11 protein-coding genes are annotated in these 14900 nt (G+C 74.7%); 8 read left to right on the forward strand and 3 right to left on the reverse strand.

The annotated features are described in order from the left end of the window. Positions 1-24: 24 nt before the first annotated feature. Together GCG21_RS13900 and GCG21_RS13905 are read left to right on the forward strand one after the other, a co-directional pair. Positions 25-3306: a UrvD/REP family ATP-dependent DNA helicase gene (locus GCG21_RS13900; RefSeq protein ID WP_152910278.1), complete on the forward strand. Its 3282-nt coding sequence runs from the start codon at positions 25-27 to the stop codon at positions 3304-3306. Further along, complete coding sequence (locus GCG21_RS13905; protein WP_152910279.1) at positions 3306-6518, forward strand: ATP-dependent DNA helicase; 3213 nt, start codon at positions 3306-3308, stop codon at positions 6516-6518. Before GCG21_RS13900 ends, GCG21_RS13905 begins: the two co-directional genes overlap by 1 nt. Here the strand turns inward: GCG21_RS13905 and GCG21_RS13910 are convergent. Then, a complete protein-coding gene (locus GCG21_RS13910) occupies positions 6503-7678 on the reverse strand; it encodes a phosphotransferase (protein ID WP_152910297.1) in 1176 nt (391 codons plus the stop codon). The genes GCG21_RS13905 and GCG21_RS13910 overlap by 16 nt on opposite strands. 106 nt (positions 7679-7784) lie before the next feature. On the opposite strand from GCG21_RS13910, the gene GCG21_RS16805 reads away from it, so the two are divergent. The 5 genes from GCG21_RS16805 to GCG21_RS16385 all read left to right on the forward strand — a co-directional run bounded on the left by GCG21_RS16805 (position 7785) and on the right by GCG21_RS16385 (position 11682). After that, positions 7785-8330, forward strand: coding sequence for an NUDIX-like domain-containing protein (locus tag GCG21_RS16805; RefSeq protein ID WP_370517527.1), 546 nt, complete (start codon positions 7785-7787; stop codon positions 8328-8330). Continuing rightward, positions 8327-8761, forward strand: a complete 435-nt coding sequence (locus tag GCG21_RS16810) for an NAD(+) diphosphatase (protein WP_227993855.1) — start codon at positions 8327-8329, stop codon at positions 8759-8761. Before GCG21_RS16805 ends, GCG21_RS16810 begins: the two co-directional genes overlap by 4 nt. 13 nt (positions 8762-8774) lie before the next feature. Then, positions 8775-10796 (forward strand): ATP-dependent helicase, encoded by a 2022-nt coding sequence (locus tag GCG21_RS13920; protein ID WP_194165111.1) that lies wholly within the window; start codon positions 8775-8777, stop codon positions 10794-10796. A 362-nt stretch (positions 10797-11158) separates the two neighbouring features. Further along, positions 11159-11515: a WhiB family transcriptional regulator gene (locus GCG21_RS13925; protein WP_370517528.1), complete on the forward strand. Its 357-nt coding sequence runs from the start codon at positions 11159-11161 to the stop codon at positions 11513-11515. Further along, positions 11512-11682: a hypothetical protein gene (locus GCG21_RS16385; RefSeq protein ID WP_194165112.1), complete on the forward strand. Its 171-nt coding sequence runs from the start codon at positions 11512-11514 to the stop codon at positions 11680-11682. Before GCG21_RS13925 ends, GCG21_RS16385 begins: the two co-directional genes overlap by 4 nt. Here GCG21_RS16385 and GCG21_RS13930 read toward each other — a convergent pair. Continuing rightward, the gene (locus GCG21_RS13930) at positions 11667-12704 is read right to left on the reverse strand and encodes a ThiF family adenylyltransferase (protein ID WP_194165113.1); all 1038 of its coding nucleotides are present in this window, start codon (positions 12702-12704) and stop codon (positions 11667-11669) included. The genes GCG21_RS16385 and GCG21_RS13930 overlap by 16 nt on opposite strands. Before the next feature lie 119 nt (positions 12705-12823). On the opposite strand from GCG21_RS13930, the gene GCG21_RS13935 reads away from it, so the two are divergent. Then, positions 12824-13393, forward strand: a complete 570-nt coding sequence (locus GCG21_RS13935) for a M48 family metallopeptidase (protein WP_152910282.1) — start codon at positions 12824-12826, stop codon at positions 13391-13393. A 32-nt stretch (positions 13394-13425) separates the two neighbouring features. Here the strand turns inward: GCG21_RS13935 and GCG21_RS13940 are convergent, their stop codons facing one another. Continuing rightward, complete coding sequence (locus tag GCG21_RS13940; protein WP_152910283.1) at positions 13426-14889, reverse strand: zinc-dependent metalloprotease; 1464 nt, start codon at positions 14887-14889, stop codon at positions 13426-13428. Positions 14890-14900 lie beyond the last annotated feature (11 nt).

Below are 14900 nucleotides of genomic sequence, written 5' to 3' on the forward strand. Positions count from 1 at the left end.
GGCGGGGTCTGCTGTGATGTCCACATGACCACGCAGCTCGCCCCCCCGAGATCCGGCCTCCGGCTGGACGCCGCCCAGCAGGAGGTGCACGACGCGGTGCTCGCGGGCGGGAACCACGTGGTGCTCGGCCCGCCCGGATCGGGGAAGACGACCACGGCGGTCGAGGTGTTCCTCGACTGGTGCCGTGCGAACGACCCCGACCGGGCCGTGCTGCTCGTGCCCTCGAGACGGGCGGCCGCCCTCATCGGCGAGGAGGTCTCCGCCCGGCTGGGCCGCACGACCTCGCGCACCCTCGTGCGCACGCCGGCGTCGCTCGCCTTCACGATCCTGCGGCTCGCCGCCCAGCGGGCGGGCCGGCCCGCGCCGACCCTGCTCACGGGTCCCGATCAGGATCAGATCCTCGGCGACCTGATCGAGGGGCACCTGTCGGGGGAGGGGGCGCGGGTCGGCTGGCCCGATGCGATCACCCCGCAGATGCAGCGGCTGCGGGCCTTCCGCGACGAACTGCGAGACCTGCTCATGCGCGCCGCCGAGGCGGGGCTCGACGGGCCGTCCCTGCAGGAATGGGGCCACCGGCACGACCGCCCCGAATGGGTCGCGGCCGGGCGGGTGCTCGCGGAGTACACCGACGTGACCGTCCTCGGAGAGCTGACCCCCGATCGGGGGGCCCGCTACGACGCGTCCACGATCCTCGACCAGGCGGTGCAGGTCCTCGCCCGAGCCGGAGATCCCCTCGGCGACCTCGAGTTCGTGGTCCACGACGACTACCAGGACGCCACCCTGGCCACCGCGCGGCTCCTGGGCGAGCTGGACGGCACCGGCGCGCGGGTCGCCGCCTTCGCCGAACCGGATGTGGCCGTGCAGTCGTTTCGCGGCGCCGTGCCCGCCCTCGTGCACACCGCCACCCGGCCGGTCGGTTCGGGGGAGGGGGCCCTCGGGGCGCGCACCCACCTGCTCGCCACCCGGCACCGGCACGGCGGTGAACTCGCCGGGTTCGTGCATCGGCTGAGCCTGCCGCTTCCCCCGATCGCCGTGCCCGCTCGGCGCCGGCCTCCCGTCGGGCCCCCCGGCGATGCCGCCGATACCGCCGATACCGCCGATACCGCCGATACTGGCGATACCGGCGATGCCGCGGATGGCGCCGAGGCCGGGGCGACAGCCGGCGTCGAGCGAGCGGGCGGTGCGGTGGAGCTGCGCGTGCTGGGATCCCCGGCGCAGGAGCACGCCTATATCGCGCGCCGGCTGCGGGAGGCGCACCTGCTCGAGGGCGTGCCGTGGTCACGGCTGGCCGTCATCGTGCGCGGCCATCAGCAGCTCGTCCCCGTGCGCCGGCAGCTGCGGCTGGCGGGGATCCCGCTGCAGACCCAGGCGCCCGACCGGCCGCTCCGGGAGGAGGCCGCGGTGCTGCCGTTCCTGCTGGCGCTCGAAGTCGTCACCCGGGAGGAACCGAGTCTCACCGGGCCCGAGGCGATCGGCCTGCTCACCTCCGTGATCGGGGGCGTCGACCCGGTCGGGCTGCGCCGCCTGCGACGGGAGCTGCGCGCGGCCGGCGCCACCGACTCGGCCGACCTCCTCGCCGCCGCCCTCGCCGATCCGGACCTGCTCGCCGGGCTGCCGCCCACGGTGCGCGCGGCCCCGGCGGCGATGGCCGCCATGCTCGCCGCGGGCCGGGCCGCCCACGCCGGCGGGCTCGGCACCGAGATGGTGCTGTGGCGCATGTGGCAGGCCCTCGACCTGGCCGACACGTGGCAGGAGCGGGCGCTCGCCGGCGGGGCCGGGGCCGACCGCGCCGACGCCGACCTCGACGCGATGGTCGCGCTGTTCACGGCGGCGGAGCAGTTCACCGACCGCACCGCCGGGGCCGGGCCCTCGGCCTTCCTGCACCACCTCGCCGGCCAGGACTTCCCCGCGGACACGCTCGCGGCCCGCGCGACCCAGGGCCGCACCGTCGCCGTGCACACGGCCGCCTCGGCCGCCGGCGGGGAGTGGGAGGTCGTGATCGTCGCGGGCGTCCAGGACGAGGTCTGGCCCGACCTGCGCATCCGGGACACCGTGCTCGGGGCCGCGCACCTGGCTGATATCGCCTCGCAGCGGCACGGACCCGAGACGGCCACCGCCGACGTCGACCGGTGGCGCCTCGCCCGCAGGCAGGTCCGCGACGACGAGCTGCGCACGTTCGTCAGCGCCTGCTCGCGTGCCCGTTCCCGGCTCCTGCTCACCTGCGTGCTCGACACCGACACCCGCCCCTCCGGCTTCCTCGACACCCTCCTGCCGGCGGGCGACGCCCCGCCGATCACGCGGGTCGAGCCGCCGCTCGATCTGCGCGGCCTCGTGGGCCGGCTCCGGGCCGCCGCCCGCCCCGCCGAGGGCGCCGTCGGGGCCACCACGGGGGTGCCGAGCGCGCGGGCCCGGGCGGCGGGCGGACTGCTGCGCGACCTGGCCCGGGCACAGGTGCGCGAGGCCGATCCGGCCCGCTGGCCGGGCCTCGTGCCCTGGAGCAGCGACCTCCCGCTCGTCGTGACGGGCGAGCCCGATGCGCACGTGACGGTCTCGCCGTCGGCGATCGAGACCGCGGTGACGTGCCCGCTGCGGTGGTTCCTCACCGCCGCGGGCGGGCAGGCGCGCAGCAGCAACGCCCAGCACGTCGGCGACCTCGTGCACGACATCGCCGCCGACCTGCCCCGCGCGGCGGAGTCCGAGCTCCTCGCCGAACTCGAGCGGCGATGGCCCGAGCTCGGACTGCCCGAGACGGCCCTCGCACGCCGCGAGCGCGCCCGCGCCGAGGTGATGATGCACAAGCTCGCCGGGTACGTCGCCTCGCACGGATACGAGGTCGAGACCGAGCGGGCCTTCGAGGTGCGGCTGCCGACGGAGCCCGCCACGGTGCTGCGGGGGCGGGTCGACCGGATCGAGCACCGCGCGGACGGCCCGCACATCGTCGATCTCAAGACGGGCAAGGTGGTGGTCCCGGCGGACGAGGTGCCCCACCATCCCCAGCTCGGCGCATACCAGCTCGCCGTGGACGCCGGCGCCTTCGACGCGGACCGGCCCGCCGCCGGCGCCTCCCTGGTCTACGTGGGCAGCACCCACAAGAGCGCGTCCGTGCGCGAACAGGGCCCGCTCGCCGATGCGGTCGACCCCGGCTGGGCGCGGGAGATGGTCGAGGGCGTGGCCGAGACGATGGCGGGCGGCGAGTTCACGGCCCGCGTGAACGACACGTGCCGGTCGTGCCCGGTGCGCCGCTCCTGCCCCGTGCAGGACGCGGGCGCCCGGCTGGGCCGCCCCGGCACGACGGAGGAGGCCTGATGGTGCGCTGGAACGCGTTCGAGCTGGCGGTCGCGCTCGGGGAGCACCCGCCCACGCCCGAACAGCAGGCGGTGATCGAGGCTCCCCTCGAACCGCAGCTGGTCATCGCCGGAGCCGGCTCCGGCAAGACCGCGACCATGGCCTCGAGGGTCGTCTACCTCGTGGCCAACGGACTCGTCGCGCCCGAGCAGATCCTCGGCCTCACGTTCACCCGCAAGGCCGCGGCCGAACTCGCCGACCGGGTGCGGCGGCGGCTGCGCTCCGTGCGGGACCTGGACCCGGAGCTGGACCTGGACGACCAGCCGCGCATCTCCACCTACAACTCCTACGCCGCCGGGATCGTGACCGATCACGCGCTCCGGGCGGGGATCGACCCCGACACCACCCTCATCGGGGAGGCGGGCACCTTTCAGCTCGCGGCCGAGGTCGTGCAGACCTGGGCGGAGCCGCTGAGCAGCGGCGCCGCGCCGGGAACCCTCGTCGCCGCGGTCACGGCGCTCTCGGGTGAACTCGCCGAACACGGGCTCACCACCCGGGAGGCGACGGCGTATCTGCGCACCCTCGCCACCGACCTGTCGGGTAAGGAGGCCGCCGGCCGTCAGCGCGCTCCCCGCGCCGAGATCCGCCACCTGATCGCCTCGCTCGGGGAACGGATCGAGATCCTCGCCATGGTCGAGGCGTATCAGCGACTCAAGCACGAGCGTAACGTCGTGGACTTCGGCGACCAGGTGCGCACGGCGGCGACCATCGCCCAGCGCGTCGGGGCCGTCGGTCGGGCGGAACGCGACCACTATCGGGTCGTGCTGCTCGACGAGTACCAGGACACCTCGATCGCGCAGGTGCAACTCCTGCGGGCGCTGTTCTCCGGGGAGGTCGAGACCGGCCGCGGTCATCCCGTGACCGCCGTCGGCGACCCGAACCAGGCGATCTACGGTTGGCGGGGGGCGGCCGCGGGCACGCTGCTCGACTTCCCGCGCGCGTTCCCCCGGGCGGACGGGGCTGCCGCCGACATCGCCACCCTGAGCACCGCGTGGCGCAACGCCGAGGCCGTCCTCGCCGTGGCGAACAAGGTGGCCGCGCCGCTGCGCTCCGAGGAGGCGTCACCCGAGCTCGCGGCCGTCGTGCCCGCGCTGCGGCCCCGGCCGGACGCCCCCGCCGGGGAGGTCCACGCCCGCTACCCCGAGACGGCCGCCGACGAGGCCGAGACGATCACCCGCTTCCTCACCGGCCTCGGGTGGGGGCGAGCCGGCGGCTCGGCCCCGCCGACCGCGGCCATCCTGTGCCGCAAGCGCGCCTTCTTCCCGGAGATCACCCGGACCCTCGCCGCCGCCGGGATCCCGTTCCAGGTCGGCGGCCTCGGCGGGCTCCTCGACACCCCCGAGGTGAACGACCTGTGGGCGGCCCTGCAGGTCGCCCACGATCCCAGCCGCGGCGACGTGCTCATGCGGCTGCTCACCGGGCCCGGCGTCGGGATCGGCGCGCGTGACCTCATGGCGCTGTCGCACTGGTCGCGCAGGCAGGTCGATCGAGCGCGCGAGCACACCGACCGGGAGGAGGCCGAGCAGGCGAGCATCGTCGAGGCGATCGAGCACCCGCCCCCACCCGGATGGGTCTCTCCGGCGGGGCACGACCTCTCCGACCCCGCCCGTGATCGGCTGGGCGACCTCGCCGGTGTGCTCCGGGCGATCCGCTCGCTGGCCCAGCTCCCACTGCCGGAACTGGTGCTCGCGACCGAACGGCTTCTGGGCCTGGACATCGAGGTGCTCGCCCACGCCGCCGCCGGCACGCGGAACCCGCGGACCCACCTCGACGAGTTCGTCGCCGTCGCCGCGGACTTCCAGCGGTTCGCCGGAGCCTCCATGCACGTGGGCGGCGGCAGCACGCTGGCGGCCTTCCTCGCGTGGCTCGACGTCGCGTACGAGGAGGAGAAGGGGCTTGCGACCGCCGAGATCGAACCCGACCCGAGGGCCGTTCAGGTGATGACGATCCACGCCTCCAAGGGGCTCGAATGGGATGCGGTCGTCGTGGCCGGGCTCAACGAGGGCGACTTCCCCAAGACCGCACCGAACCGGCAGGGCGACCGGCTCTCGAAGGGCTGGCTGACCCACGCCTCGCTGCTGCCGTACGAACTGCGCGGCGACGTCGACCACCTGCCCGCGTTCGACCACGAACAGGCGCTCACCCACGGCGAGCTGGCCGGGGTCTGGGCGGACTTCCTCCATGCCGAGGGGGACCGCCTCGTGCGTGAGGACCGCCGACTGGCATACGTCGCGCTCACCCGGGCCCGCGATCACCTGCTGCTCACCGGCTCCTTCTGGAGCGGGCGCAAGGAGGCGAACACGCCCTCGCTGTTCCTGGGGGAGGCGGTGCGTGCGGGCGCCGACACGGGGGGACCGTGGCCGGTGGCCTCGGTCCACGAGGGCGACCCTGCGACGTCCGCGGGGGCCGAGGCACGCTGGCCCGGCCCGGGGCCGTCCCGCGACTACTGGCAGCGGCTCCTCGCGGGCGAGGCGCCGGCGGCCGATCCGCTCATCGACGCGTGGCGCGACGAGGCCGAGCTGCTGCTGGCCGAACGGGACGCCGCCGCACCGCCGGCCGCGACCGGCGCCGGCCACCTGAGCGCCTCGGCCGTGGTGCGCCTCGCCCAGGACGCCGAGACGTTCGAGCGGAATCGGCGCCGGCCCGTGCCGATGGAGCCGAGCACCCACGCCCGCCGGGGCACGACCTTCCACGCGTGGGTCGAGCGCTATTTCGGTGCCTCGACCCTGCTCGACTGGGAGGTGCTGCCCGGGGCGGACGACGAGACCGCGGGCGAGTCCGATGTCGAGGAGCTCATCACGGCCTTCCACGCCTCCGCCTGGGCCGCGCGCAGCCCGATCCGGGTCGAGGCCGACCTGCACACGCCGATCGGGGGCCGGATCATCCGGTGCCGGATCGATGCGGTGTTCCGCGACGAGGACGGCGCCGACCACATCGTCGACTGGAAGACGGGCGCGCCGGCCCGCACGGCCGAGGAGCAGGAGGCACGCGACCTGCAGCTGGCGCTGTACCGACTCGCGTGGGCACGCGCCCACGACCTGCCCCTGGACCGGGTGCGCGCCTCCTACCACTACGTGGCGGCGAACCGCACGGTGGCCGGCTCCGACCTCGGGGAGGACGCGATCCTCGAGGTCCTCGCCCGGCTCGGTGAGCCGGTTCAGGCCGGGGACTGAGGCCCGGCCGGGGGCTCCGGTTCGGGCTCGTCCGCCGAGGCGGGGGGCAACTCGAACTCGGTCGTCGGGGTGTCGTCCCCCGCGCGCACCGGAATCTCCGCGGTGAGCGCCTCCGGTTCGGACGCAGTCTTCGGCCCGGGCACCGCCGCCGGCTCGGCGGCCACATCCGGATCACCGAGCTGCTCGTCCGGCTGCACGGGCTGCGCGGGGTCGGCGTGTCGCCGGCTCAGGCCGGAGATCGGGGCGGCGCCGGCCGTCGCGGCGTCGAGATCGGCGAGCATCGCGACGGCGTCGGCCACGACCTCGTCGTCGCCGACCCGCACGCCGTGCATGAGCCAGCGAACGAGGGCCAGCTCGCTCGCGAGCACAGCGCGGGGCAGGAGCTGTTCGTCGGCGCCCTCGGTGCGGGCCAGCGCGTACGCCTCGAGGATCGAGTCGAGCGCCTGCTCCGGGGCCGCGGCCAGGAGCCAGGCGAGGTCGTCGGCCGGATCGGCGACCCGCGCATCGGACCAGTCGATGATGCCCACGACCCGCGCCTCCCGCACGAGCACGTGCTCGGCCGCGAGGTCGCCGTGGACCGGGGTCGGACTGAAGCGCCAGAGCCGCACGTCCTCGAGGGCGCTCTCCCACCGGCCGAGCAGGCGCGTCGGGATGTGCCCGGTCGCGGCCGCCTCGTCGAGCTCGGAGAGCCGCCGGCGCCGGTACTCCTCGGCGGTGTAGGCGGGCAGGCCGGCATCCGCGACGAGGGCCACCGGGAGTTCGTGCAGGGAGGCGATCGCGCGGGCCACCTGGGCGGACATCCCCGGCCCCGCCCCGAGCCGGTCGACCCGGAGCTCGTCGCCGAGGATCTCGGGATAGACCATCGCGCGCCCGTGCTCGGGCAGGGGCGCGAAGCCGCTCGGGCGCGGCACGTCGACGGCCAGCCGCCCGTCGTCCCGAGCCGCGGCGAGGGCCGCGAGAAGGGCGACCTCACCCTCCATCGCCGCACCCGCGGCGTCGCTGCGCGGTGCCCGGACGATCCACCGGCCGCCGTCGGCATCGAGCACGCCGGCGACGTCGAAGTCCGCTCCGGCCGTGTGCGGTGCGCGCGCCGCGACCGGCCGCAATCCGGGCACGGCCACGGTGGCCAGGGCTGCCAGGGCGAGCGGGGAACGCGGCATGGAGGGCACGGACACACGGTAGGACACCCGCACCGAAGGTGCCATCATGGCGCGGGCGCGTCGAGGATCTGCCCGCCCCGGTCACGGCCGTGGCTACGGTAGGGGAGTGCGCACCGATGACCTCCCGCTCTCCCGAACGACCCTCGATCGCGACACCACGACCCGCGCCGACCCGCGCGCGCTCCGCGCCGCCCTCGCGGATCCGCGTGGGCGGATCCTGCACGTGGACTCGGGCCGCGTGCTCGTCGACCCCGCGGCGGACCGGCTCGTGTTCACCGCCGTCGGCGCGGGGGAGCGGGCGCCGGCGCCGGGAATCCGGTACTACCTCGGCCAGGACGGCGACGGCCCCCTCGTGGCCGAGGTCGCCTCCTCCGGTGGATCGGTTGGCACCCGTGATGACGACGATGACGACGGTGACCAAGCCGTCGCCCGGGCGGGACGATGGCTCTCCCTGCGCGACGTCGGCTCCCTCCTGTCGGCGCGCGACGCCGGCGCCGCGACCGCCGCGATCGCGCTGCACAACTGGCACCTGACCCACACCCGCTGCCCCCGGTGCGGTGCCCGCACCACCTCGACCCAGGGGGATGGGTGCAGCGCTGCCCGGAGGACGGATCCGAGCACTACCCGCGCACCGACCCGGCGGTCATCATGACGATCGTCGACGACGCGGACCGACTCCTGCTCGCCCACAACGCCCTCTGGCCCGCGACCCGATACTCGGTGCCCGCGGGCTACGTCGAACCCGGGGAGTCCCTCGAGGCCGCCGTGCGCCGGGAGGTGCTCGAGGAGACCGCGGTCGTCGTCGGCGACGTGGCCTACGAGGGGTCGCAGCCGTGGCCCTTCCCGGCCTCGCTCATGGTCGGTTTCCGCGGCCGTGCCCTGACCACCGAACCGGTGCCCGACGGTCGGGAACTCACCGCCGCCGAGTTCGTCGACCGGGGCGGCCTTCGGGACCGCGTCCACCGGGGCGAGCTGACCCTCCCGACCGCCACCTCGATCGCCCACTCCCTCATCCGGGACTGGTTCGGCGACGATCTTCCGGTCGTCCGGTCGCCGGCCGAGGGCGATGTCGGCCGCCCCTGAGACAATCGCCTCGATGTCTGTTCCTCCCCCCTCGCCCCCGTCCGCCGACGAACTCCTCGCCGCCCTGGATGCCGATCAGCGTGCCGTCGCCTCCCAGCTCACCGGCCCCCTGTGTGTGCTCGCGGGCGCCGGCACGGGCAAGACCCGGGCGATCACCTACCGGATCGCCCACGGCGTCGCGGCCGGCAGATACCGGCCCAACCAGGTGCTCGCGGTCACTTTCACCGCCCGGGCGGCGGCCGAGCTGCGCTCGCGGCTGCGGGGGCTCGGCGTCCCCGGGGTGCAGGCCCGCACGTTCCACGCGGCGGCGCTGCGGCAACTGTCCTATTTCTGGCCCAAGGTCGTCGGCGGCCCGCTTCCGCGGCTGGTCGAGCACAAGGCCACCCTGATCTCCGAGGCCGGCGGGCGCCTGGGGATGAAGGTCGACCGGCTGACCATCCGCGACCTCGCCGGTGAGATCGAATGGGCCAAGGTCTCGATGCTCGGCCCGGACGACTACGCGGCCGCGGCCACGCGCTCCGGCCGCGGCGGCGTGGCCGGCTTCGACCCCACGACCATCGCCCGACTGCTCTCGGTCTACGAGGACGTGAAGACCGAACGCAACGTGATCGACTTCGAGGACGTGCTGCTGCTCACGGTCGGCATCCTGGCCGAGCACGAGGACGTCGCCGCGCAGGTCCGCAGCCAGTATCGCCATTTCGTCGTCGACGAGTACCAGGACGTCTCCCCGCTGCAGCACCAGCTCCTCGGCCTGTGGCTCGGCGGCCGCGAGGAGGTCTGCGTGGTCGGGGACGTCTCCCAGACCATCTACTCCTTCACGGGCGCCTCCCCGCGGTATCTGACCGAGTTCACTCGCACCTACCCGGACGCGCACGTCGTCCGGCTCGTGCGCGACTACCGCTCCACCCCGCAGGTCGTCGGCGTGGCGAACCAGGTGCTCGCCGCGGCGGGCCACCACCGTGCCGCGGGCGCCGTCGAACTCGTGGCCCAGCGCGAGCCGGGCCCGCCGGCCGCCTACACCTCCTACGACGACGACGCCGCCGAGGCCCGCGGCGTCGCGTCCCGGATCGGGCGGCTCCGAGCCGCCGGTGTGCCGTTGGCCGAGATCGCCGTGCTCTATCGAACGAACGGCCAGTCCGAGGGGATCGAGCAGGCGCTGAGCGAGGCGGGGATCGGCTACCAGGTGCACGGCGGGCAGCGGTTCTTCTCCCGCCGGGAGGTGACCGAGGCGATCGTGCTGCTGCGCGGGGCCGTGCGGGCCACCACGGAGCTGTCCCTGCCGCAGCACGTGCGAGACGTTCTCACCGGCGCCGGCTGGACGCCCGAACCGCCGCCGAACCGCGGCTCGCTGCGTGACCGGTGGGAATCCCTCAACGCCCTGGCCACCCTCGCAGACGACCTGTTCCAGGCTCGGGGCGTCGACATGGCCGGATACGTCGACGAGCTGCTCGAACGGGCGAACGCCCAGCACGCGCCGACCGTGCAGGGTGTCACCCTCGCCTCGCTGCACGCCTCGAAGGGGCTGGAGTGGGACGCCGTGTTCCTCGTCGGCGTGACCGACGGGCTGCTGCCGATCTCGTTCGCGGACACGCCCGCCGCGATCGAGGAGGAGCGGCGGCTGTTGTACGTGGGCGTCACCCGTGCCCGCGAGCACCTGGAGTTCTCCTACTCGCGGTCCCGCTCGAACGGCGGCCGGGGCACCCGCAAGCGCTCGAGGTTCCTCGACGGAATCTGGCCCGCCGAGCAGCGCCGGGCCCGGGCGACCACGCGGCGTCGCCGCGAGATCGAGCAGGACGAGGACATCGACGAGGAGCTGTTGGCGCGGCTGCGCGAATGGCGGGTGTCGGTGGCGAGCCGGCTCGACAAGCCCGCGTTCACGGTGCTGCACGACACCACCCTGGCCGCCATCGCCTCCGCCCAGCCCAAGGAGCTGCGCCAGCTCGCGATCCTGCGCGGCATCGGCCCCACGAAACTGGACGCCTACGGTCCCCAGATCCTCGCGGTCGTCCGCGGTGAGGACCCCCTGCGCGGCTGAGGCACGTCGGACCGATTCGAGAAACGATCGGAAAACAACTCGACAGGTCCGCGTCGGGTCCGTAGGGTGACGCACGTCCCTGACAGCAATGGACCACGGTCTAGCCAACCATCCGGTCCCGATCATGAAGGAGGTGAGCCCCAGATGAAGATTCGAGCCACGTCGAGCGATCTCCGGCTGCGGCTGCCCCTCTCGATCGGGTGCCGCGCCGCAGGCATCGCCGCCACGCGTTGAGACTCCGCTGACCACCGCTGTGGTGGAGGCGGCGCCTCGTCCGGCCCGCACCTCCACCACGGAGTGCGACGGCCGACCGACCGGCTGACCATCACGAGTGCTGCAGGAGCATTCCCGTGTCTTCGTCCATGACACTGTCCGATCAGGACATCCAACCCACCCGATTCACCCGACCGGAGCGACCCGGCCGACCCGGCATGTCGCTGCCGGAGGTCCCGGCCTCCGAGGCATTCGATCTGCCCTGCCAACGCGCGGCGGACATCGACCTGTGGTTCGCCGAGCGGACCGCCGACGTCGAAGCCGCCAAGGCGCTGTGCGCGGCCTGCCCCATCCGCTCCGAATGCCTCGACGGTGCGATCTCCCGCGCGGAACCGTGGGGCGTCTGGGGCGGCGAGGCGTTCGTCGACGGGCGTGTCGTCGCCCGAAAGCGCGGACGGGGCCGGCCACGCAAGAACCCGACACCGACCGATACGGAGGCGGCATGAAGCCCGTGAACTGGCGCCGCCGGCGTCACCCCGGCCGATTCGATCCGCTCACCGAGCAGCACCTGGCCCATCACACGATCCCGCAGGCGTTCGGCGGGGCCGCGTGGGAGGCCGCGATGATCTCGGGCTGCTATACCGGTCCTCGATCTCCTCAGCCTCCTCGGTGACCGGCCCGCTGTGCCCCGGAGTCGAGCGACTCCGGGGCACAGCCGCAGGCCGGGTGGACCGGCCAGGTCCGGAACCGGGGAACCGGATGGATCGCATCGACCAGGTACGACGTAGCGGCGAGCGCCACCGGGCGGGCGTCCGCGAAGGCGAGCGCCTGATGCGCGGCCAGCGCCGCTGCGAGCGCGGCCGAGGCCGACTCCAGCGGCACCGGCGAGCCGCTCCCGCGCAGCTGCGTGGCCAGCACCGGCCATCGATCGTCGGCATCGGTGCGGGTGAGCTCGATGCATCGCAGGCAGGGGCCGTGTCCCGGACGCACGAGCGGCCCCACGCACACGTCCAGCTCCCGCACGACCACCGCCAGGTGCGGCAGGTCCGTGTGCAGGTACCGCCGGTACCGCAGCGGATCGCTCACGCCGTGGTCGATCATCACGACGAGGTCCGCGGCCCCCTCGTCGCCGCAGGGCGTGCCCGCGGCGTCCGCCGACGCGAGCGGGAGGTGGGGGAAGAGCCGCCGCAGCAGCGCGAGGGCCGCCGGCGCGCGCGGCCCGCCCACCTCGCTGCCGCGATACCCGCCGGGCCGCACGTCGCTCGGCCGCACCGGCTCCTCGTCCGCGAGCACCAGCCGCCCGATCCCGCCCTCGGCGAGCAGGCAGGCGATCCTCAGTCCGAGGGCGTCGAGGCCGTCGACCTGCAGGCACACGCCGGCACGGTCACGCGGGCGCTCGACGCCCGCGGCCTCCCAGCGCGACCAGGCCGCGGCCGGGGGAGAGGCGACCACGGGGGCGCCGTCCTCGATCAGCGCCCAGGACGGCAGCCGGGTCACGAGTGCGGCGACCTGGCGGCCCGTCCACCCGCGGCGGGCGGCGACGACCTCGAGCGGCTCGGTCGCGCCCGCGGCGAGGAGGTCGAGGAGCTCCTGCTCACCGGGGCTCAGGCCCGTCAGGATGTGGGCGCCCTCGATCCCCACCTGGGACTCGCCCGGCGCCCGCCAGTACACCGTGAGACCCGGTCGCCATCGCATCGTCGCCCCCTCCTCGAAGGTCCGGCCTCCACTGTGCATCGTCGGGGCGGGGCCGACCACGGGATGGGCGAACCTGTGGACAAGTCGCGACCGCGGGTGAGACCTGCCACAGTATTGACATGGACGGGCGCACGTCGACGATCAGGGAGCTCGATGGGATCGGGCCGGTGGAGGTGCGCCGCAGCGCGCGCCGGCGGCGCACCGTCTCGGCCTTCCGGGAGTCCGGCGTGCTCGTCGTGGCGATCCCGGCCCGCTTCACCCGGCGGGAGGAGGACCAGTGGATCGAGCGCATGGCCGAGCGCGTTCGGCGCGGCGAGGCCCGTCGGCGCGTCTCCGCCGACCGACTCCTGGCCCGGGCGCTGGAACTCGCCGAGGAGTACCTGCCCGAGGGGGTGGTGCCGGCCGCGGTCACGTGGGTGGACAACCAGAACACCCGCTGGGGGTCGTGCACGCCACTGACCGGGGTGATCCGGATCTCCCGCCGGGTCCAGGGCATGCCCGCCTGGGTGCTCGACTACGTGCTCGTACACGAACTCGCCCACCTCGTGGTCTCCGACCACTCCGAGCGGTTCTGGCGGATCGTCGACGAATACCCGCGCACCGAGCGCGCCCGCGGCTTCCTCGAGGGGGTGTCGCACAGCCAGAGCCGCGGCGACGGCGACGGGGAGCCGACCGACCACGTCGATTAGCGGTCGATTGGCGGTCGACCAGAGGGGCCGGCTCAGGGCGCCTGCGGCCCCGGGTCGCCGGACTCGGCCGAGTCCGGGGTGTCGGGAGTGTCCGGCGTGTCGGGAGTGTCCGGGGAGTCGCCGGCCTTCGGATCCCGGCCGAGGATCTTCGCGAGCTCGGTCTCGAGGTCGCCGCTCACCTCGCTCGCGGCGCCGCCCCGGACGAAGGCCGCCGGATCGTCCAGGTCCGCGGCGGTGGGCATGAGGTCGAGCTGCGACCAGGCCTCGTCGCGTGCCTCGACGCCGCGGTCGGCGGCGAGCAGCTGCCACAGCCGCGCGGCCTCCCGCGCCCGCCGCGGCCGCAGCTCGAGGCCGACGAGGGTGCGGAACGTGTCCTCGGCGGGCCCGCCGGCGGCGCGGCGGCGCCGCAGCATCTCCCGCAGCGGCACGGCGTGCGGCAGGTGCGGGGCGACGGCCTGGGCGGTGACCTCCTCCACCCAACCCTCGACGAGCGCGAGCGCGGTCTCGAGGCGCTCGAGCGCCCGGGACTGCGCCTCGGTGCGGTGCTGGGCGAAGATCCCCCCGGAGAGCGCGTCACGGAGCTGATCGACATTCGTGGGATCGATGTCGCGCAGGCTCTCCTCGAGCTGGCCGAGGTCGATCTCGATGCCGCGGGCGTACGCCTCGACCGCCCCGTACAGGTGCGAACGCAGCCACGGCACATGGGCGAAGAGGCGGGCGTGGGCCGTCTCCCGGACGGCGAGGAAGTGCCAGACCTCGTCCTCGGGGGCGTCGAGCCCGTGGGCGAATTCGGCGACGTTGGCCGGCACGAACAGGCGACCCTCGTCCGCGAGCGGAAGGCCCGTGTCGGTGGCGCCGAAGACCTCCCGGGCCAGCGTGCCGGCGGCCTGGCCGACCTGCATCGCGAAGCTCAGCTCGCCCAGCCCGGTCATCATCGCCGGCAGGTCCATGCCGCCCATCGGCAGCGCGGTCGGCGGGGCGATCTCGTCGCCGAACTGCTGGGCGAGGGTGGTGGACAGCGCGGCCGCCACGCTCGTGCCCACGGGCTCGGCCACGGTGCGCAGGGCCGGCAGCGCGGCCTCGACCCACTCCGCCCGCGAGACCGCCCGGACCGCACCCGGCGCCGGGGGCAACTCGGTGGCCACGTCGAGCCACAGATCCGCCGTCGACATGATCGAGCGCGCCTTGGCGGCCTCCGCGGCCGTGACCATCGGGTCGCCGCCGGTGTGGGCGACCTGCCGGGCGACATCGTGGGCGAAGCGCCACCGGGTGCGGCCGCCGTCGTCGGCGCTGAGCACCTGCTGCATCTGGGCGATCGCGGCCTGCACCTGGGCCGGGTTGTCGAGGACGCCGGAGGCCGCGAGCTGTTCCAGGTCCACCCCGCTGGCCTCGAGCGCCTCGAGCGCCTCCTGCGCGCCCTCGGGCCCCAGCATGGATTCGAGCATCTTGCGCCACTGGTCGCGAGGCTGATCGTGCGGCTGGGGTTCCTGGCTCATGGTCACACCGT

The sequence above is a fragment of the Pseudactinotalea sp. HY160 genome (assembly GCF_009372055.1).
Lineage (GTDB): Bacteria > Actinomycetota > Actinomycetes > Actinomycetales > Beutenbergiaceae > HY158.

Coding starts and splice junctions, on each gene's coding strand:
- GCG21_RS13900 (WP_152910278.1), top strand. CDS start 25: ATGACCACGCAGCTCGCCCCCCCGAGATCCGGCCTCCGGCTGGACGCC.
- GCG21_RS13905 (WP_152910279.1), top strand. CDS start 3,306: ATGGTGCGCTGGAACGCGTTCGAGCTGGCGGTCGCGCTCGGGGAGCAC.
- GCG21_RS13910 (WP_152910297.1), bottom strand. CDS start 7,678: ATGCCGCGTTCCCCGCTCGCCCTGGCAGCCCTGGCCACCGTGGCCGTG.
- GCG21_RS16810 (WP_227993855.1), top strand. CDS start 8,327: ATGACGATCGTCGACGACGCGGACCGACTCCTGCTCGCCCACAACGCC.
- GCG21_RS13920 (WP_194165111.1), top strand. CDS start 8,775: ATGTCTGTTCCTCCCCCCTCGCCCCCGTCCGCCGACGAACTCCTCGCC.
- GCG21_RS13925 (WP_370517528.1), top strand. CDS start 11,159: ATGACACTGTCCGATCAGGACATCCAACCCACCCGATTCACCCGACCG.
- GCG21_RS16385 (WP_194165112.1), top strand. CDS start 11,512: ATGAAGCCCGTGAACTGGCGCCGCCGGCGTCACCCCGGCCGATTCGAT.
- GCG21_RS13930 (WP_194165113.1), bottom strand. CDS start 12,704: ATGCGATGGCGACCGGGTCTCACGGTGTACTGGCGGGCGCCGGGCGAG.
- GCG21_RS13935 (WP_152910282.1), top strand. CDS start 12,824: ATGGACGGGCGCACGTCGACGATCAGGGAGCTCGATGGGATCGGGCCG.
- GCG21_RS13940 (WP_152910283.1), bottom strand. CDS start 14,889: ATGAGCCAGGAACCCCAGCCGCACGATCAGCCTCGCGACCAGTGGCGC.